Origin of the sequence: Nitrosomonas sp., assembly GCA_031316255.1 — a bacterium.
Classification (GTDB): Bacteria; Pseudomonadota; Gammaproteobacteria; order Burkholderiales; family Nitrosomonadaceae; genus Nitrosomonas.
Genome location: JALDQW010000001.1, coordinates 1,794,683 through 1,812,471 on the forward strand (window position 1 = coordinate 1,794,683; position 17,789 = coordinate 1,812,471).

Sequence of the window (17,789 nt, forward strand, 5' to 3'; positions counted from 1 at the left end):
CGATGGAGACTGTAATGGATGATAAGCAGTTACGCAAGTCTGTTGAAAAACAAATTAAACGCATGCGGAAAGCTGAAGCGGAGCGTTCTACACTGCTTGCGCAATCGATATTTATGGGAACGCTTTCGCTGCTGTTTGTTTTACCGGTTATCGCGGGCTTATATCTGGGTAACTGGCTGGACGACCAGACTGACGACTATTCGATACACTGGACTATCGGTTTGCTGATTGTGGGCCTCGTTATAGGCTTTATCAATGTCTATCTGTTCGTGCGGGAGCATGACTAATGGAAGAAAATACCATTGTATTTTATATCGGCTCAATAGGAATCACCACCCTTGTAATTACCACGTGGGGAATTATGCTGGTGTTGGGCGTATTGAGCTGGTTTGTAACGCGTAGCCTGTCCCTGAAACCTGGTCCGCTGCAAACAGCACTGGAAGGCATTATCTCAACCATGGAAGCCGGCATAGCGGCGGTGTTGCCCGGACAGGCGCGACAACTCTTGCCTTTTATCGCCACACTCTGGATTTATATTGTAATTGCCAATCTGACCGGTCTGATCCCACAATTGCATTCGCCGACGGGAAATCTGTCAGTGACTGCGGGTCTGGCCATTCTGGTTTTTTTATCCGTACACTGGTTTGGTATACGCCAGAGTGGCATGCGTTACTTTAAGCATTACCTGAGCCCAACACCACTGTTACTGCCATTTCATTTGATCAGCGAAGTAACAAGAACAATTGCTCTGGCTGTGCGTCTGTTTGGTAATATCATGAGTCTGGAACTGGTGGCGTTGTTGGTTTTACTGGTGGCAGGCTTACTGGTGCCAATACCTTTATTGATGCTGCATATCGTTGAAGCATTGGTTCAGGCATATATTTTCGGAATGCTAGCATTGATTTATGTTGCTGGCGCGATGCAATCTCAGCAAAGTGAAAAAGGAAAACAGCTATGAGCGACATGACCTGGTTTACAATTTTATCGACTGTATGCGCTGCGCTGGCTGTCGCAATCGGCATGATGTTTCCGGCGCTGGCCATGGGACGCGCAATCAGTCAGGCGCTTGACGCACTGGCGCGTCAGCCCGAGGCGGAAAAATCAGTCATGCGCACGTTATTTATCGGTCTGGCCATGATTGAATCGCTGGCTATTTATGTGCTTGTCATTGTATTGATTATCTTGTTCCGCAATCCCTTGATGGAATATCTCGTTCAATAAGAATGATTAACATCGATCACTAAACGGAAACGGCGCGTGGATTTCGACTGGACCACCTTTCTACTTGAGATTATCAATTTTCTGATCCTTATCTGGATCTTAAAGCGGTTTTTGTATCAACCAGTATTGGACATTATCGACGAGCGCCGTACTGGTATCGATCAGGCCTTAGCGGATGCCAAACGCATCGAGGAAGAAGCCAAAGCGCTTAAACAAAAAAACGAACAGTTTCTGGTCGAGTGGGAAAATGAAAAAGAAACTGCCCATGCGCAGTTGGCGGCTGAACTGGCCGAGTTACGCGAACGCAAACTGGCGGAAATCACGCAAAAAATTGACGAGGAAACCGAGCGGCGCCGAATTCTGGATGAACGCTGTCGATGTGATTATGAAAAAATGATTGAGGAAAAAGCCATCGCGCAGGGTGTCGCATTTGCCAGCAAACTGTTGACCCGGGTGGCGACCCCCGAACTGGAAACACATTTGTTTGAGCTTCTAATTGAGGACTTGTCCAGTCTGAACGAAGCAGACAAACGCGCAATCGCCGAGGCTGCCGCCGCACCAGCCGCACAGATTATCGTGCAAAGTGCGTTTCCTTTAGCCGATAGGCACCGGGAAGCGTTGTCCGATGCGTTGTCCGGGCTGGTCAATAAGAAAACAGCGATTGAATTTCAATGTGATGAGACATTATTGGCCGGAATTCATATGACCATCGGTCCGTGGGTCTTGCATGCCAATTTACGCGACGAACTAAAATTCTTCAGCAAACCTCTGGCACAGGCAGAACAAGAAGAATAATGTCATGACAACCGTTTTACCACCCGATTCGCCATTGCGCAAACAGGCAGCCCGGTTATCCCGTTATCAATATCGGCTGCGCATGTCTGAGCAGGGCACGGTCATTTCAGTCGGTGACGGCATCGCCTGGATTAGTGGCTTGCCGTCGGCCTGTATGGACGAAATGGTTCATCTGGAAGATGGCAGCAGGGCGCAAGTTTTCCACTTGGGACGTGACCGTGTGGGTGCAATACTGTTGGAACAGACCGCACAACTCACTGCGGGCACATCCGTTTTCCTGACTGGCAACCGCCTGCATATCGGTACCGGCGATGTGCTGCTCGGACGCGTCATCGATCCTCTGGGAAGGCCGCTGGATGGTGCAGGCTCATTGTCTTACGACACATTCCGTTTGCTGGATATGCATTCGCCACCTATCATCGCACGCGATTTTGTTTCGCAACCGGTTTATACCGGCAACAAAATTATCGATGCACTGATCCCGATTGGCAAAGGTCAGCGGCAGTTGATAATCGGCGATAATGGGTGTGGAAAAAGCACGCTTGCAATCGATACGGTGATTAACCAGCGGGGAAAAGCAGTTAACTGTATTTATGTCTTGATAGGCCAGAAACGTTCTGCTGTTGTTTACACAGTAGAAACGTTACGCCGCGCGGGGGCGCTGGACTATACAGTTCTGGTTGTGGCGGAAGCAAGCGCGATGCCAGGCCTTAAATATCTGGCGCCATTTGCAGGATGTGCCGTCGCCGAAGCCTGGATGGCCCAAGGCCGTGATACCCTGATTGTATACGACGACTTAAGCACGCACGCGCGCAGCTACCGCGAGTTATCACTCCTGCTGCGCAGGCCCCCGGGTCGTGAAGCTTATCCCGGCGATATTTTTTATCTGCACTCGCGTCTGTTGGAACGCTCCACACATCTTTCCACCCGTCAAGGCGGCGGTAGTATGACGGCACTGCCCATTATAGAAACAGAGCAGGGGGAAATCGCCGCTTATATTCCAACCAATCTGATTTCGATTACCGATGGTCAAATCTATGTGGATCACCAGCTTTTTGTGCGCGGTTTTTTGCCCGCGATTGATGTAACCCGCTCAGTTTCCCGTATCGGCGGCAAAGCGCAACACCCAGCCATCAAAAAAGAAGCCGGACGTATGAAACTCGATTACCTGCAGTTTCTTGAGCTCGAAGTGTTTACACGTTTTGGATCAAAACTGGATAAAAGCATGGAAGCACGGATACGCCGCGGAAAAATTTTACGGGAAATACTCAAACAGGAATCGTTATCCCCCGTTACGATCGAATTTCAGATGGCCTGGTTGGTGGCCTATAACGAAGGGTTATTCGATACGGTGGAACTGGAACAGATCAAAACACTTTTGGCGCACTTGCAAGAACAGGTAGCCAATGCCGATTTGAATATTGATGAAGGACGCGATCAATGGAAAAGACTGGTCAATGCCTGGTTAAAACAGCAAAGCGATGAGCAAGCGGCATGAAATAAAAAAGCGAATCACTACGCTGGATGAAATAAAAGGCATCCTGAACGCCATGAAAAACCTGGCGCTACTGGAAATACGCAAGCTCGATGTTTTTCTGTCCACGCAACAGCGTGTTGTTTCCAGTATTGAATCGGTGTCGCAGGATTTTTTAAGCTTTCATCCGCATCCGCAAACATCGCCGGCAGCGTTGCAGCAACTGTGGATTGTTATCGGATCTGAGCGTGGTTTTTGCGGCGACTTTAACAAAGCATTATTTGAATTTGTGCAAACCCGCGAACAACAGGAAAACACACTGCTTCTGATTGTCGGCAGCCGGTTACATGACAAGTTTCAGGGTGATCAGCGTGTTGTGGCCTGTATCAACGGACATGGCGTTGCCGATGAAATTCAGGTCACGTTATTGCATTTGGCAGAGATTCTCAATCAGTTACATCAACATTTGACGCTTGAAAAGATCGGTCAAATCAGCGCTGTTTATCATGATTATGAAAAAGAAACTGTAAATCTGAGGCAATTGCTGCCGCTTGCGCCGCCGCAGAAGAAATCCGATTTTGCCTATCCGCCTATGCTGAATGTAGAACCGGTACAGTTTCTGGCGCAATTAACTGACCACTATCTTTATGCTGCATTGCACCAGGTTTTTTATACATCATTAATGATGGAAAATCATATGCGGCTGGAACATATGGAAAACGCCATTCGCCGCCTGGAAAAAAACGATGCGCAATTACATCAGCACTTTAACAGAGTGCGTCAGGAAGAAATAATTGAAGAAATCGAAGTTATTCTTCTAAGCGCCGAAGCACTATCGAATACCGGGGAGTCGACACTTCGCCTATGACAACGCAATTCGCGTATGGCGCATCGGCCAGCCGAGAGTATGCGTCATCAATTTAAAGATTGTCGGCACTGTTATGCCGATTGCCTAAAGCGATCCTCAGACCTTTTATTTCGGGTATTTTCATGTGTTTGTGTAATCTATCCGAGTCAATTCGTATTCGGCGTATCAGGAGAAGTTGTGTACTGATTTCAACTGATTGTTATCGGCATGCTCGCTTATCTATCCGTCATGCTGCTATTTTTCAGGAACGATCTTTCGAAGACAGTAGCGTCGCCTAAAGGATAAAAGTAAATTGACTCATAATTCAGCCATATCGAATAACGCAAAAAATTAATTTACAGATATCACGCAAACACCTGTTCTGCAATGATGCGCACGGAAGGGCGTGTTTTATGTACGGGTATAAATCCAAATGAGCTGTGTCAGATTTGAGTGACCTGACGGACTTCATGAAATAGCGAACTTGTCATGACTTAAATGCACCCTAAATTAATAAAGCTTTCCGCTATCCATAAGGTCTGTCAGATCACACCAAAACCAACTAACATTTAGGAGAATGTGGTTGACACTTTATACCAGGGTTGGGGGAAAAAGAATCGTACCGACGTACATGACGGCGGTATGCACCACAGCAAACCAGCCTTTGCCGATTTTGCCTACTGAAACCAACAGGATTTTTATGGCAATCTTATCGAAACGAAAACACCCGCATGATCGGAAACACCAACCTGATTCTCGTCAACAAGATTATTGAAGACCACACGACTCTCAGTCAAACCACTGATATCTTTAACAAAGATATAATCAATCCGTCTTGCCGAGTCACCCGCATCCAGTGTGGAAACGCCGACTGTACAATGCTGGTCAGCTGCCGCCGGATTTGAGCACAAATTCTCCAGAGAACGTCCGACAGCATAGGCATCGGTAAAACCGGCATCTGTGATTTTGTCATAGAAAACTCCTTCCGCAAAAGGATCAACCCGGAACCGGTCGATATTAAAATCACCCCCCAGAATAACCGGATTGTTTTGAGGATAAAATGATTCCGCTTCAACGACAAACGTCAATAATGTCTCTAGCTGCGCGTCAAGTTCCTCAGCACTGCACTTGGCGCACAAATGCGTATTGTAAACATTGATCTTGCCGAAACCGGGAATGTTTAAACGGGTCATCATCACGTTTCTTGGCAACTTGATATCATGATTTTTAAATTCAAGTTCGGAAGCCTTGGGCAACCGTTTTACCATCTTGAAATCAACTTCACAGCGGGTTAAAACTGCATTCGCTACCCCCAGAAGTCCGGGCAAACCGGTTTCAAATGCGGTTTGCAGATCGTATCCGTACCCACGGTCACGTAATTTTCCCTGCAGATCAAACGCAGTGTTGGCAGTACCTACCAAAACACCGCTGGCAACTTCCTGAAGCAGGATAACATCTACCGGAACATCCGATACAAACCCGGCGATCGCATCCAATCGCTGATCACGTGTCTGAGTTTCAGAAAATAACAGATTGATGGATAAAATATTCAGATGTCCCCGATCTACAACATCATCACACTGCGCAAGCTGCACATCCCCGTCATTACCTGAAGGAATACTTGAACAACCCGACAAAAACAGAATGCCTGCGATCAGGATAACGTATAGATTTCTCATACTTTACCTCCTTGTCAGTCAGTAAAAAGCGTACATTTTAAAAAACTGCAGGGTATCTAATTTCGAAATGCTATTGTTAAAGGCCAATTTAAAAGCCAGTTTATCGCACTCAATCCGTTCTGGAAACATTCGATTGGATGTTGCCTGACTGAATAGCCAGAAAACCAACAAATTGTGTTTTGCCGTCCGGGACGGATATACTGATACACCGCAATGGCATTTCTTTTCTTACAACACATAGATACGCCATATCTGACAAAATGGCAAAGAAACATGATGAAAAAACTAATATTGACTTTATCGTTGCTGTTCTTAAGTGCTGACGCCACGATGACAATGGCTGGATGGATCCTGGTCAGTGAAAGCGACAAGAACGGCGGTTATGCGGTTTACGCAGACTTAGCGACTAAGAGTGGGACAAATGACGAGGTAAAGATATGGGCTCTGCTGGATTATAAAATTGAACAGGAAGATACAGGCATTTATTTTCTTTCAGAGAAAGTTCGGCGCAAATTTGACTGCCGGACCAAACATGTCAAATTGTTGGCGTTTAAGCAATACAGTTGGAACATGGGACAAGGCGAACTTGTCCGCGCCTATAGCCAACCGCAGCAATGGGAAGAAATTCAACCCGGAAGCATTGATGAAATCGAATGGAAAACAGCCTGCGGTAATGAATAATTGCTAATGTGCGAATCCAATGGGATCAACAGTAAATTCTCCACCGCAGTTAGATTTAAATGCGCGATTTTCCCTATTCATTAACGTCTCCAGATCCGCTTTGTTATCCGGCACATCCGTCAGATGAATATACACATCAACCAGATTATCGCCTTGACACTTCAGTTCAATGCTTTTATGCGTATCCTGTCCTAACGCACAGTCGATACGCGCAATGAATGCAGCTTCTGTTACCGTCTCACCGATATGACGGGACATAAAGTAACCAATACCCGATGCATTGAATTGCCGGGTCATGTTAACCGCCACTTCAAAGTATTCATCTATGGTCAAATTGGTCTGACACGTACCATGTTTAAACCATTCATGACGCTGCAGGCAGGAGCCCGCGGCAGCACTTGGCATGACCTGTTCCAGATTTTTCCGGACATCGGTAAAAAGCTGTAATTGCGGATAATCACAGAAATGGCCTGGATTGTTTTTTACTTCCCCGCAATAGCCATATTCTGTACCGCATTCCTGTCTGTTCGGCCACAGTCCATGCAAAGTAAAGTTGCCGGCCTGATACGTCGTCTTGTCATCGATCTGGCATTCCGGCTTGTTTCGACCGCTGCTGGTTTCACAAAACGCCGGTTGCCAACTTAAAGCCAGTACATAGCTGTCTTCCAGTCCGGCGGTATTGCATTGCCTGTTTCCAGACGAACCGCCGCCACCTGGCCCGTCGCCAATCTTGACATCAATCTGGCCGCAATTTTCCGCCACCCAGCGTTCATGCGGCTGCGCATCGGGAATCGTCAACCGGTACCAGGATGGAGCATTGGCTTTATTGACTTCAATGATTGCGTATGTCTGTCCAATACTCAGTTGGACATCTCCGGGATTTGTTCTTTTGTTTTTTGAAACAAACGCTTCACATGATTGCGTTGCGGTCAATGTGCCGCTCGCAGGGGCACTGGCCAGCAGGCTATTTGATAAAGCAAAAAGCACAAGCAAAACCGTGACAAACTGAATTTTCTTAATCATAACGCCCCCTTGATGACATAAAGATCAGAAATTGACAACAGATTATAGCGATAAAACCGGTCACGGTTAAGTTGCCGAAGATCATTTCTTATAAGTTGAACCGGAAAAAGACTGTACTCAGGTTATTCGTTCCGTAAATCGTAGAGGGTGTTCAAAATTCTGTGTCAGTTTGCCAATCACCTAACGCGCTTCGCTTGTTGACCACTGAAACCGGTGACCGATCGACACAATTCGTGTCGATACGCTAACCAGTTTCAGCGGTGACATAAAAATCTGTATTAAATTCATAAATCCAGCGCCGCATCCAAACGCCCCTCAAAATATATCGCAAGCTGGGATAATGTCAAATTCCAGTTTAGTATTGGCATTGTCCATTTTTTGCTGGCGTTTTTGATACCAACATACAATAATTTCAACAGACTGTTTTCATTCGGAAATCCACCTTTGGTTTTTGTCAGTTTGCGAAATTGGCGATGTACGGCCTCAATGGTGTTGGTTGTATAAATCACACGGCGTATCGGTTCAGGATATTTGAAGTATACCGATAAATTTTCCCATTTGTTGCGCCAGGATTGAATCACGATGGGATACTGTTTTCCCCATTTGGCTTCCAATGCATCAAGCGCATCTTCAGCTGCATCAATGGTCGGCGCTTTGTATACCGGTTTCAGGTCAGCCATGAATGCTTTTTGATTTTTTGACGCCACATATTTCATCGAATTGCGGATTTGATGAATAATGCATAACTGAACCTCGGTTTCTGGAAAAATACTGTTGATTGCCTCAGGAAAACCCACGAGTCCGTCAACGGCGGCAATGAGGATATCCTGTACGCCACGATTATTCAGGTCTGTCAGTACGGAAAGCCAGAATCGGGCGCCTTCGCTTTCCGAAACATACAACCCCAGCACTTCCTTCCTTCCTTCAATGTTTAAGCCAAGTACGGTATAAACTGCCTTGCTGACATACCGGCCATCGTCTTTCACTTTGTGATGTATGGCATCCAGCCACACGAACGGATAGTGACTATCCAATGGCCGTTGCTGCCATTCCCTAAGCTCCGGAATAAGCTTGTCAGTGACTGCACTGATCGTCGCCGATGAAACGTCAATGCCGTATATCTCGGCAATATGCCCAGAGATATCCTGATAGCTGGAGCCCAACGCAAATAACGATAGAATTTTGCGTTCGATTTCATCGGTAAGATGAGTCTGATGCTTTTTAACCAACTGAGGTTCAAATGTACCGTTGCGGTCTCTGGGTGTTTCCAGTTGAAAACTACCTGATGCTGATTTTACAGTCTTTGGCGTCGTGCCATTCTTCCGGTTCTGTTCATCCCCGGATTTGATATGCTGTTCAAGTTCCGCCGCCAATGCAGCTTCAGTGAGTTGTTTGATCAATGGCGTTAATATGCCATCTTTTCCATTCAAATTCCGCCCCGCTTTCAAGGATTCCAAGGCTTCTTCAAAATCAAATTGCACTGTAGTCTTGTTCATTCGTCACTCCTATAAAATTTAATACTAAAGGAATGACACAGAATTTCTAATACTCCCAAATCGTAATTACAAGTTACAGAACGTCAGTTTTAATAATGTCTGGGAGCTATTGAATTAGTGGTTTAATTGTTTCTAAAAATTGCTTGCTACTCATGTAGCTGCTCAATAATTGCTGTTAAAACCTCTTATTCATATTTTAAGGCAATTTACTACTAAGTGGTCCTGCTGTTTCTATTTACTTGCTTTGATTGAATCCAGGCGCGTCCAACTATCATTAGGAAAATCACGATTTCCTTCATTCTTGCGATTATCCCAGTTAATCAATCGTCGTTGATCAATCCTCGAATCGCGACGGCCTGCTTTTCCTTGGTGGCGGCAAATTTTCCGTAAGTTGAAAAGTGATAATGCCAAAAGACAGTTTTGTTTTCATCGGTGAACCAAACCTTCAGTTCGCTATCGGTAGCATCAGGCTTGGCCGCTATCCACGGGAAATGTCCGGTTCGGCGCATCAGATTGCCAACACTGGCAGGCATGAAGATATATTTTGAATCACCTTCCAGGATAACCCGATTCAGCCATGCCAGATGTTGATCGTCAAGATCGGACGGTACGAGTTTACTCCTGCCATACGTTGGTAAATGCAGTAATTCTATAAAAGCAATTTCAGGTGCATGCGTTTTGGTAAAGCCGATTTTTGCGAAACTGCGGTGATAGAACTTGCCATCGCCTTTGTAATTGTCCAGTAAGAAAGGATGGTGCACGCCGTATTTTTCCCAAAATAAAACATCGTCATCAAGATATTCATACATTTCTTGTGATATTCCGGATTGATCAATATCTTCAGCATAATTTGCATCAAGGCCAATAAACAGATACTTGGCTTTCATGGGATCAGTGCCTTGATAGGGACGATTGGAAAACAACCTGTTTAATGTTGTGCTGGGATGTTTATAGTACATAGATAATTTAAACCTCGAGAAAGTTGGAAGTTATATAGCTGGATCGGTTATCTATCTTTGAGCAAGATTCTTAATAATCCCCAAGAAAAGGCAGCAATAAAACCAATACAGAAGAAAACAGTATTGATGCTCCATGCCAGAACGGTCACAATCAAACCATTGTCTTTTTTCTGAAGGAAAGAAGGGGTCCATAATAAAGAATTCCAGAGTGGTCTTGATACGAGCTGTAGTATACCTTATTTTTCTTGATTCGCGACCTGACCCCTATCCGTACGTGACCCCTATCCGTACGTGACCCCTATCCGTATCTGCGCTTGTGACCCCTATCTGCGCTTGCAGGGAAAATGGGTCTTGCAATACAACATTCAAATTCTCCTCTCTGCCTGGCTCGCAACAGGCAACCAATCCAGTTGTACTGTGGGGTGTTCAGGTCTAGAATAATAGCCTACTAATATAGGCCTGACGATTATCTATGAATGTATTAATGCAAGACCGAACCCATTTGTGCGTGCAAGACCGAACCCCTTTGTGCGTGCATGATTGCAAGACGACCCCATAGTGTGCGTAGCAAATATATGGCATAACTGCCCTCTGAATAAAAACATAGAGTTATAAAGATAATAATTTGCTTTGCCAGTTTTTATTGTATTAATACTTCTTGAACAGGTAGAAATGAAATTCTTTTTCTTGCTAAAAAGGTTGTTGTTGCTAAGATTGACTTGACATCGATAATAAAATCTTGCATATCATATTGATGTTTATACTGCTTTTTAATGGTTTTGTTAAATTTATGCTGGTTACGAACGTGGAAATTTGTTTGAGAGAATAGTTTTTTTAGAGAAATTGAGGTTGTATATGCATAGTTTAAAAATATTTGGGAAATTTATTTTTATTTTATTTATTACGGGATGTTCGATTACACCTAACTCCAATGAATTAAAAGGTTTAAGACCAATTAGTCAAGATACTAGAGATGCTATCGCGATATGTAGTGGTAAATATGAAAATTCAAACGCAGGTAAACTGCAGGCTAAATTCCTTAAAAGCGGTGCCAATGCGGAATTAGCTTTAAAGCAGCTGGAAGGTGGTGGGCCAATGTATAGAGATGGTCTGGGAGATACAGCAGCAGTTGACATGTATAAGGAATACGTTAAATGTATTAAGGCTCATCAATCATTGCAGAGAAAATCACAAGAAAAAAGCCCTAAAGAAGTACAGGAAAAACCATACCAGAAGGTAACCAAGTCATTGCATGGCGTGGAGTATGCGTTCAATGGTTGTAACAGAGAAAATGGAAATACGCTGGCGTGTACTCTAGAACTTACCAGCAAATATCGTGATAGGGGTCTAGTTACTATTGTGGATCGATACAATTATTTTAATCCTAAAGTTGGTCATTTTACTGAAATTTATGGAACTCGTGTATTTGATAATTACGGAGAGCAATATGGTGTGAATGAAGTCGTCCTTTCAAATAGAGGAGACTTTCGACGTATTATTCTAATTGCAGATGTGCCTGTAACCATGACTATGAAATTCCCCAATCTTTCGACAAGAGCTAATGAAATAAAAAAATTTGATTTAGTGGTTGAGACTTGGCTAGATAGGAATTCAGCGGTAGGAATTCTCGAATTCAGGAATATCTCGATAGAGGAGCTATAAAGATAAGGTCAGAAGTGAGCCTGTATTTTTTTAGGCAGTTTCTTTAGGAATTATTTTCACATGCATCAATGCTATTTTAATAATGGTAATTGTTTGAGGAAAACTGGGGTCGCGAATCAAGAAAAAATAAGTGTATGCTTCAGTCTCTGTCAAGCCCGCTCCGTTTAAAATTTCCGAATGCGTTTTATCATAATCATCTTGTGGGATTAATTGAAACAATGCTAAAGATTACAAAACGTCAGTTCAAATGCGACATCTTTCTCGTAAACTTTTGCGCGTTGCCCGGATTGCGAGGGAATAAAGCGGATATTCAGTGCATACTTGTTGGCGCTGATTTCTGGAACGCAAGGAAAATCTTCGTTGACTCTGACGCGCAGCAAATGCGCGAAATAATCGCTTCCAGGCTGCTGGAAAATGCCCTGATGGGCAATGTTTTGTGTGGTTTTTCCACTGCTTCTCAATAGATAGAGCACGATTCCAAATGCGTTGCGAATGGGCAGCATGGGAGCCAGCCATTCGTTGAAATCCTTCCGGCGCATGGCCGGATCCAGATTCAACCAGTAATGGTAGGACGGCAGGTCAAACTCACATACGCCGCCCGGAATGCTGGTGCGCTGTTTGATGGTCATAAGCCATTCGTTATCGCGCAGATACTCGCCAACCTTGCCGGATATTTCCAGCATGGATCGAAAAGTGGTCTGGATATTATCCAGAACATCATCCAGCGCCGTTTCTGAAATATTCGGGTTTTTGCGTAGTGTTTCGAGCATCTGCTTTTGCCGTTCCAATTCCTGTAATAAATCGGTTTTGATATCCGAACGGCTGGTGACTTCCAGTACCTCAAACAACGTCATCAGCGAAGCATGATGTTGTAGCGGAGAATCCTTGGCGGAGAAGAAGTCTATTTTTTTGAACAGGTCTTCTAATCGTAACAGGGTACGGATGCGTTCATTGAGCGGGTGTTCGTAGCAGATCACGATGGAATATTTTTTTAGACGATAAAACCAAATCTTGCCTTAAGCGATAAAATTATACAAATGAAAATTTGGTAATAATCGAATTAGTGGCCAAGGTGCAAGGTGAAACGAGCTTTTTTGTCTGGATTTGCTTTAAGGATTCATCGTAAAGATAATTCAAGAAAACGTTTTGTGTTATGTTTTTTTGATGCAGCTTAAAATGAGTGCTTCCATTTTTTTCATACTCTCATGCCAGGAATGATTTGAGAGCATTCTTTCTCTGCCCACTTTGGCAAGTTTGTCTCTTAAGGGAGCGGATTCCATAAGACTGGTGAGTTTCTCGGCATATTCTGCCGGTGTGTCGGCGGTCAAAAAATGTTCGCCGGGTATTGCATCGACGCCGCCTGCAGCCAGTGTGCTGGATACGACGGGAACGCCCATGGCCATTGCCTCCAGAATTTTATTTTGTGTTCCGCGCGCGATATTGAGCGGTGCAACCATTGCGGCAGTTTTTAGAACGTATGGGCGTACATCTTCTACGCTGCCGGTTACAATAACGCCGGGAATGTTTTCTAGTTCGCGTATTTCCCGGGGCGGTTCTGCGCCAACAATATAAAGTTTTGCTTCAGGTATTTTCTCCTGAATCAGCGGTAAAGTCTGATGACAGAATTCGAGCATGCACTGTTGATTGGGATAGTAGTCCATGCGGCCAATAAAAGAAATGCTATGCGGATCGTATTGAGTGCCGTCCGGTTTAAAAAACTCGGCGTCCACGCCATTGGGAAACCAGTCAGTTTTTTTTGCCGTGTTAAAGCTGTCAAGTGTTTCCAGTTCGGCCTTTGTAATGCAGGTGGACAAATCAAATTTGGACGCAAGCGATTTCTCGGAATACATCAGTTTTGTCCCTTCCAGCCAATATCCCCAGTTTAGGGGAAAAGGTTTGAAACTTCTATAGATGAGCCATTTCTGGGAATCCATATCGGCATAGTCAAGTATTTTGGGAATATTTTGGACATTTTCCACATAGTGTGCGACAGCCGAACAATGAACAAAGATCGCGTCAAAATTCTCTGTATCCAGCCAGGCATTGATCTGTTTTTTTAGTTTGCTGCTGTAAAAATAAGCCAACGAGGATGGCATGGGTGTCGGCAAATACGCAATCATTCGCGCCCATTGTACGGATTCATTAACCAGGCCTATCGTATATTGATGACAGTATTCTGCGATGCCGGCGCATTCATCGAACTCCTGCTGTGATCTGGCAAGCGAGGCAACCCATACTTTGTGGCCTTGTTCGGTCAAGTGCTTAATCATATGAAACGCGCGAACTTTTCCGCCGCCTTCAGGAGGGTATGGAAAACGGTGGCAGATGTATAAAATATTCATTGGATGAACTGTTTGTTGTGGGATGACGGATTTGATTACACATCAATCCTGGTGCGCCGTCAACTGTACCATGGTGTACTGGTTACTCTTTCGGTTTGATATTGCCGGGTTTGGTGGATTTGTCAGTACCTTATGACTTTATCGGATTAGATTACGCTGACGCCTTCATTGCTCAACATTTCGATGAGCGCGATCAGCGGCAAGCCGATCAGTGCGTTGGGATCGTCGCCGTTCATCTGTTCGATGAGTGCGATGCCGAGGCCTTCTGATTTTGCGCTGCCGGCACAGTGGTAGGGCTGCTCCTTGGTGAGATAATTTTCAATTTGCTGATCGCTCAGTTGGCGGAATTTGACGTGATACGGAACTACCCGGGCTTGCAGTCGGCCTGTGTGACTGTTTAATAGACATAATGCGGTACTGAAAGTAACTTTCTGTCCGCGAATGCGTTGCAATTGCTTAACTGCATTCCCATGTGTCAACGGTTTGCCGAGATGGACGCCATTCAATACTGCGACCTGATCAGACCCGATAATCAGCGCCTGTGAAAATTTTTGGGCGACAAACCGTGCTTTGGCCTCGGCCAGACGCAGGGCTGTTTCTTCAGGCGTTTCATTAGGGAGCACTGATTCGTCAACCTGCGGATTGTCGGTTTCAAAGGGTAGTTGCAAGCGCTGCAACAGTTCCCGGCGGTAAATTGAGCTGGATCCGAGGACGATTTTTTGAGTAATTTTTTGTATTTTCAAAGTTTCTTTTTGCATTTTTTGACACTGAAAGATAAAAAATATAACATGCGCGCCTTATGTCTGTATCATTTGTAATAGATCCGCTTGATTTTGTGCGCAAAGCAGGGGAGCATCATGGTAAAATCCGGCTTGCTGATCTGGAACGCATACAGGACTTTCTGTATGAAAACAAAGGTGAAGTGAGCTACCGGGTAATTGGTGCGCTGGACCAGAATAACAAACCTTGTCTGCATATACAGGTTGCCGGTGAGATGTATCTTAACTGTCAACGGTGTCTGGGCGGTTTGTCGCATATGCTGGATATTAATACATCCCTGCTGCTGGTTGAAACTGAAAATGAGCTGGCTCAAATGGACAGGGACGGTACAGTTGATGCCGTTTTGGCAACCGTGGACATGGATGTGACGGATTTGATTGAAGATGAGATTATATTAAGTTTATCGATCTCGTCGCGACATAATGAAGGTGAATGTGAAATACATGATCCGGAGCGCTATAAGGCGCGTGAGGATGCAGAATCAGAGAATCCGTTTGCAGCTTTAGAAGCGCTGAAGAAAGATAGAGTAAAGTAAGGAGTTATAGTGTATGGCAGTGCAACAAAATAAAAAATCCCCTTCAAAAAGGGGGATGCATCGATCGCATGATGCTTTGAAAAATCCACCATTAGCCATTGAACCCAGCACAGGAGAGGTTCATCTGCGTCATCATATCAGCCCGAATGGCTATTATCGCGGTAAAAAGGTCGTTCAAACCAAATCCGACGATTAAACAATTTTTCAGCAATTTGTGGTTTATTGAATCTTAAGTGTAGATGAACGGCGCGCCAAAAAGGCTTCGAAATTGGATATCACGGTCGCGATAGATTGCATGGGGGGCGATCATGGTCCTCATGTGACAGTACCTTCAGCGATTGATTATCTAAAACATGATCCCGAAGCGAATATTATTCTGGTAGGTATTCCCGAAGCGATTGAAGCTGAATTACAGGTTGCAAAATTCAAACCCGGAACGCGTGTTAGAATCCATCCGGCAAGTGAGGTCGTGGGTATGGATGAATCTCCTGCGCTGGCTTTGCGTAACAAAAAAGACTCTTCCATGCGCGTTTCGATTAATCTGGTCAAGACAGGTGAAGCCCAGGCCTGTATCAGTGCTGGAAATACAGGCGCATTGCTGGCAACCTCGCGTTTCGTTTTGAAAACAATTCCCGGGATTGATCGTCCAGCACTGGCCGTTGTTTTGCCAACTATCACAGGTCATACTTATGTGCTCGATTTGGGCGCAAATGTCAATTGCACAGCCGAACACCTGTTACAATTCGGGGTTATGGGCGCATCATTGGTCTCATCCGTAGAAAATAAAACTGCGCCTAGTGTAGGGTTGTTGAATATTGGCGAAGAAGAAATCAAAGGTAACGAAATCGTTAAACAGGCAGCAGACTTGCTGCGTGGTAGCGGACTTAACTTTTATGGTAATGTAGAAGGCGATGACATTTATAAAGGGACGACAGATGTCGTTGTCTGCGACGGCTTTGTCGGAAATGTGACGCTTAAAACATCCGAGGGTCTGGCGCAAATGCTGGCTACGTATCTGCGCGAAGAGTTTAAACGTAATTTGCTGACCAAGCTTGCCGGTGTGGTTGCCCTGCCTGTAATCAACGCATTTAAACGCCGGGTGGATCACCGCCAGTATAATGGCGCAAGCTTCCTGGGGCTAAAAGGTATTGTCATTAAAAGTCACGGGTCTGCTGACGTTTTTGCATTTCGTTCAGCAATTAAACGTGCGGCCGACGAAGTGCGCGGCGGTATGTTGCGCCGTATCACTGAACGTGTGGCCGAGTTGTCCAGACAATCCTGAAAGAATAATAACGATTTCCAAGAGAAAGATATAACGTAACGAAAACTGTTAACCAAATGTATTCACGTATCGTAGGTACAGGCAGCTATTTGCCGGAAAAGATTCTAACCAATCATGACTTGGAAAAGATGGTGGAAACAAGTGATGAATGGATACGCTCGCGCACGGGAATTACGCAGCGTCATATTGCGCGTGATGATCAAAAGGCCAGTGATTTGGCGTATTTTGCCAGTCAAGAAGCAATGAAAGCGGCGGGTGTGACCAATAAGGATATTGATTTAATCATTGTGGCAACGACTACACCGGATATGATTTTTCCGAGCACCGCGTGTATTTTGCAAGATAAACTGGGTATAGATCATTGTCCGGCGTTCGATGTACAGGCTGTTTGCAGTGGTTTTGTTTATGCGCTGGCGACTGCCGATATGTTTGTCAGTTCCGGCAAATGCCGGAATGCGCTGATTGTCGGCGCTGAAATTTACTCCAAAATATTGGATTGGAAAGATCGAAGCACCTGTGTTTTGTTTGGCGATGGCGCCGGTGCGGTTGTGCTTTCTCAAAGTGAAGAACCCGGTATTTTATCAAGTCATTTGCATGCCAGCGGCAGTTACAAGGATGTGCTTTCGGTTCCAGGCAGTATCGGTGGTGGTGTGGTTCAGGGCGATCCCTATATCAATATGGAAGGCGGAACGGTTTTTAAATTTGCGGTCAAAGTGCTGGAAGATGTTGTGCATGAGGCGGTTGAAGAAAACAAGTTGACACCTTCGGATATCGACTGGCTGATACCGCATCAGGCCAATATTCGCATTATTCGTTCAACGGCACAGAAACTGGGTATACCCTTGGACAAAGTCGTTGTAACCGTTGACAAACACGGCAATACATCCGCGGCTTCTATTCCTCTGGCACTGGATATGGCGGTGAGGGATGGCCGTATCCATAAGGATCAGCTTGTGCTGCTAGAAGGTGTTGGCGGTGGTTTCACATGGGGGGCGGTACTGCTGCGCTGGTAA

The 17,789-nt window shown here is 45.0% G+C and carries 19 protein-coding genes; 12 read left to right on the plus strand and 7 right to left on the minus strand.

The genetic code is table 11. The annotated features are described in order from the left end of the window. Window positions 1–14: 14 nt before the first annotated feature. From MRK00_08015 to MRK00_08040, 6 genes are read left to right on the plus strand one after another with little or no spacing between them, the layout of a single operon-like run. Window positions 15–287 carry an AtpZ/AtpI family protein gene (locus MRK00_08015; protein ID MDR4517316.1) on the plus strand — a complete coding sequence of 91 codons (273 nt, stop codon included), beginning with the start codon at window positions 15–17 and terminating at the stop codon, window positions 285–287. Beyond that, a complete protein-coding gene (locus MRK00_08020; GenBank protein ID MDR4517317.1) occupies window positions 287–958 on the plus strand; it encodes a F0F1 ATP synthase subunit A in 672 nt (223 codons plus the stop codon). Before MRK00_08015 ends, MRK00_08020 begins: the two co-directional genes overlap by 1 nt. Continuing rightward, complete coding sequence (locus MRK00_08025) at window positions 955–1,221, plus strand: F0F1 ATP synthase subunit C (protein ID MDR4517318.1); 267 nt, start codon at window positions 955–957, stop codon at window positions 1,219–1,221. Before MRK00_08020 ends, MRK00_08025 begins: the two co-directional genes overlap by 4 nt. 36 nt (window positions 1,222–1,257) lie before the next feature. Beyond that, the gene (locus tag MRK00_08030; GenBank protein MDR4517319.1) at window positions 1,258–2,016 is read left to right on the plus strand and encodes a F0F1 ATP synthase subunit delta; all 759 of its coding nucleotides are present in this window, start codon (window positions 1,258–1,260) and stop codon (window positions 2,014–2,016) included. A 4-nt stretch (window positions 2,017–2,020) separates the two neighbouring features. After that, window positions 2,021–3,514, plus strand: a complete 1,494-nt coding sequence (locus MRK00_08035; GenBank protein MDR4517320.1) for a F0F1 ATP synthase subunit alpha — start codon at window positions 2,021–2,023, stop codon at window positions 3,512–3,514. Continuing rightward, window positions 3,498–4,358, plus strand: a complete 861-nt coding sequence (locus tag MRK00_08040) for a F0F1 ATP synthase subunit gamma (protein MDR4517321.1) — start codon at window positions 3,498–3,500, stop codon at window positions 4,356–4,358. Before MRK00_08035 ends, MRK00_08040 begins: the two co-directional genes overlap by 17 nt. A 677-nt stretch (window positions 4,359–5,035) precedes the next feature. On the opposite strand, the gene MRK00_08045 is transcribed toward MRK00_08040, so the two are convergent. Further along, window positions 5,036–6,016 carry an endonuclease/exonuclease/phosphatase family protein gene (locus MRK00_08045; GenBank protein ID MDR4517322.1) on the minus strand — a complete coding sequence of 327 codons (981 nt, stop codon included), beginning with the start codon at window positions 6,014–6,016 and terminating at the stop codon, window positions 5,036–5,038. A gap of 276 nt (window positions 6,017–6,292) precedes the next feature. Between MRK00_08045 and MRK00_08050 the strand changes: the two genes are divergently transcribed. Next, window positions 6,293–6,697 carry a hypothetical protein gene (locus tag MRK00_08050; protein ID MDR4517323.1) on the plus strand — a complete coding sequence of 135 codons (405 nt, stop codon included), beginning with the start codon at window positions 6,293–6,295 and terminating at the stop codon, window positions 6,695–6,697. A gap of 3 nt (window positions 6,698–6,700) precedes the next feature. Here MRK00_08050 and MRK00_08055 read toward each other — a convergent pair whose 3' ends face one another. From MRK00_08055 to MRK00_08065, 3 genes are all read right to left on the minus strand, one after another. Continuing rightward, on the minus strand, window positions 6,701–7,720 hold the full coding sequence (locus tag MRK00_08055) for a ribonuclease T (GenBank protein MDR4517324.1): 1,020 nt from the start codon (window positions 7,718–7,720) through the stop codon (window positions 6,701–6,703). A 284-nt stretch (window positions 7,721–8,004) separates the two neighbouring features. After that, a complete protein-coding gene (locus MRK00_08060; protein MDR4517325.1) occupies window positions 8,005–9,216 on the minus strand; it encodes an IS256 family transposase in 1,212 nt (403 codons plus the stop codon). A 320-nt stretch (window positions 9,217–9,536) separates the two neighbouring features. Further along, the gene (locus MRK00_08065) at window positions 9,537–10,175 is read right to left on the minus strand and encodes a hypothetical protein (protein ID MDR4517326.1); all 639 of its coding nucleotides are present in this window, start codon (window positions 10,173–10,175) and stop codon (window positions 9,537–9,539) included. 855 nt (window positions 10,176–11,030) lie between these two features. On the opposite strand from MRK00_08065, the gene MRK00_08070 reads away from it, so the two are divergent. Further along, a complete protein-coding gene (locus MRK00_08070) occupies window positions 11,031–11,837 on the plus strand; it encodes a hypothetical protein (GenBank protein MDR4517327.1) in 807 nt (268 codons plus the stop codon). A 221-nt stretch (window positions 11,838–12,058) separates the two neighbouring features. Here the strand turns inward: MRK00_08070 and zapD are convergent, their stop codons facing one another. From zapD to MRK00_08085, 3 genes are all read right to left on the minus strand, one after another. Next, window positions 12,059–12,814 (minus strand): cell division protein ZapD, encoded by a 756-nt coding sequence (zapD, locus tag MRK00_08075; protein MDR4517328.1) that lies wholly within the window; start codon window positions 12,812–12,814, stop codon window positions 12,059–12,061. Between the two features lie 174 nt (window positions 12,815–12,988). Further along, complete coding sequence (locus MRK00_08080) at window positions 12,989–14,179, minus strand: TIGR03087 family PEP-CTERM/XrtA system glycosyltransferase (protein MDR4517329.1); 1,191 nt, start codon at window positions 14,177–14,179, stop codon at window positions 12,989–12,991. Between the two features lie 146 nt (window positions 14,180–14,325). Then, window positions 14,326–14,937: a Maf family nucleotide pyrophosphatase gene (locus tag MRK00_08085; protein ID MDR4517330.1), complete on the minus strand. Its 612-nt coding sequence runs from the start codon at window positions 14,935–14,937 to the stop codon at window positions 14,326–14,328. A gap of 41 nt (window positions 14,938–14,978) precedes the next feature. Between MRK00_08085 and MRK00_08090 the strand changes: the two genes are divergently transcribed. The 4 genes from MRK00_08090 to MRK00_08105 all read left to right on the plus strand — a co-directional run bounded on the left by MRK00_08090 (window position 14,979) and on the right by MRK00_08105 (window position 17,789). Continuing rightward, complete coding sequence (locus tag MRK00_08090; protein MDR4517331.1) at window positions 14,979–15,494, plus strand: YceD family protein; 516 nt, start codon at window positions 14,979–14,981, stop codon at window positions 15,492–15,494. Between the two features lie 13 nt (window positions 15,495–15,507). After that, on the plus strand, window positions 15,508–15,690 hold the full coding sequence (gene rpmF, locus MRK00_08095; protein MDR4517332.1) for a 50S ribosomal protein L32: 183 nt from the start codon (window positions 15,508–15,510) through the stop codon (window positions 15,688–15,690). A gap of 72 nt (window positions 15,691–15,762) precedes the next feature. Further along, window positions 15,763–16,776, plus strand: a complete 1,014-nt coding sequence (plsX, locus tag MRK00_08100; GenBank protein ID MDR4517333.1) for a phosphate acyltransferase PlsX — start codon at window positions 15,763–15,765, stop codon at window positions 16,774–16,776. Between the two features lie 56 nt (window positions 16,777–16,832). Next, window positions 16,833–17,789, plus strand: coding sequence for a ketoacyl-ACP synthase III (locus tag MRK00_08105; protein ID MDR4517334.1), 957 nt, complete (start codon window positions 16,833–16,835; stop codon window positions 17,787–17,789).

Coding starts and splice junctions, on each gene's coding strand:
- MRK00_08015 (MDR4517316.1), top strand. CDS start 15: ATGGATGATAAGCAGTTACGCAAGTCTGTTGAAAAACAAATTAAACGC.
- MRK00_08020 (MDR4517317.1), top strand. CDS start 287: ATGGAAGAAAATACCATTGTATTTTATATCGGCTCAATAGGAATCACC.
- MRK00_08025 (MDR4517318.1), top strand. CDS start 955: ATGAGCGACATGACCTGGTTTACAATTTTATCGACTGTATGCGCTGCG.
- MRK00_08035 (MDR4517320.1), top strand. CDS start 2,021: ATGACAACCGTTTTACCACCCGATTCGCCATTGCGCAAACAGGCAGCC.
- MRK00_08040 (MDR4517321.1), top strand. CDS start 3,498: ATGAGCAAGCGGCATGAAATAAAAAAGCGAATCACTACGCTGGATGAA.
- MRK00_08045 (MDR4517322.1), bottom strand. CDS start 6,016: ATGAGAAATCTATACGTTATCCTGATCGCAGGCATTCTGTTTTTGTCG.
- MRK00_08050 (MDR4517323.1), top strand. CDS start 6,293: ATGAAAAAACTAATATTGACTTTATCGTTGCTGTTCTTAAGTGCTGAC.
- MRK00_08055 (MDR4517324.1), bottom strand. CDS start 7,720: ATGATTAAGAAAATTCAGTTTGTCACGGTTTTGCTTGTGCTTTTTGCT.
- MRK00_08060 (MDR4517325.1), bottom strand. CDS start 9,216: ATGAACAAGACTACAGTGCAATTTGATTTTGAAGAAGCCTTGGAATCC.
- MRK00_08065 (MDR4517326.1), bottom strand. CDS start 10,175: ATGTACTATAAACATCCCAGCACAACATTAAACAGGTTGTTTTCCAAT.
- MRK00_08070 (MDR4517327.1), top strand. CDS start 11,031: ATGCATAGTTTAAAAATATTTGGGAAATTTATTTTTATTTTATTTATT.
- MRK00_08080 (MDR4517329.1), bottom strand. CDS start 14,179: ATGAATATTTTATACATCTGCCACCGTTTTCCATACCCTCCTGAAGGC.
- MRK00_08085 (MDR4517330.1), bottom strand. CDS start 14,937: ATGCAAAAAGAAACTTTGAAAATACAAAAAATTACTCAAAAAATCGTC.
- MRK00_08090 (MDR4517331.1), top strand. CDS start 14,979: ATGTCTGTATCATTTGTAATAGATCCGCTTGATTTTGTGCGCAAAGCA.
- rpmF (MDR4517332.1), top strand. CDS start 15,508: ATGGCAGTGCAACAAAATAAAAAATCCCCTTCAAAAAGGGGGATGCAT.
- MRK00_08105 (MDR4517334.1), top strand. CDS start 16,833: ATGTATTCACGTATCGTAGGTACAGGCAGCTATTTGCCGGAAAAGATT.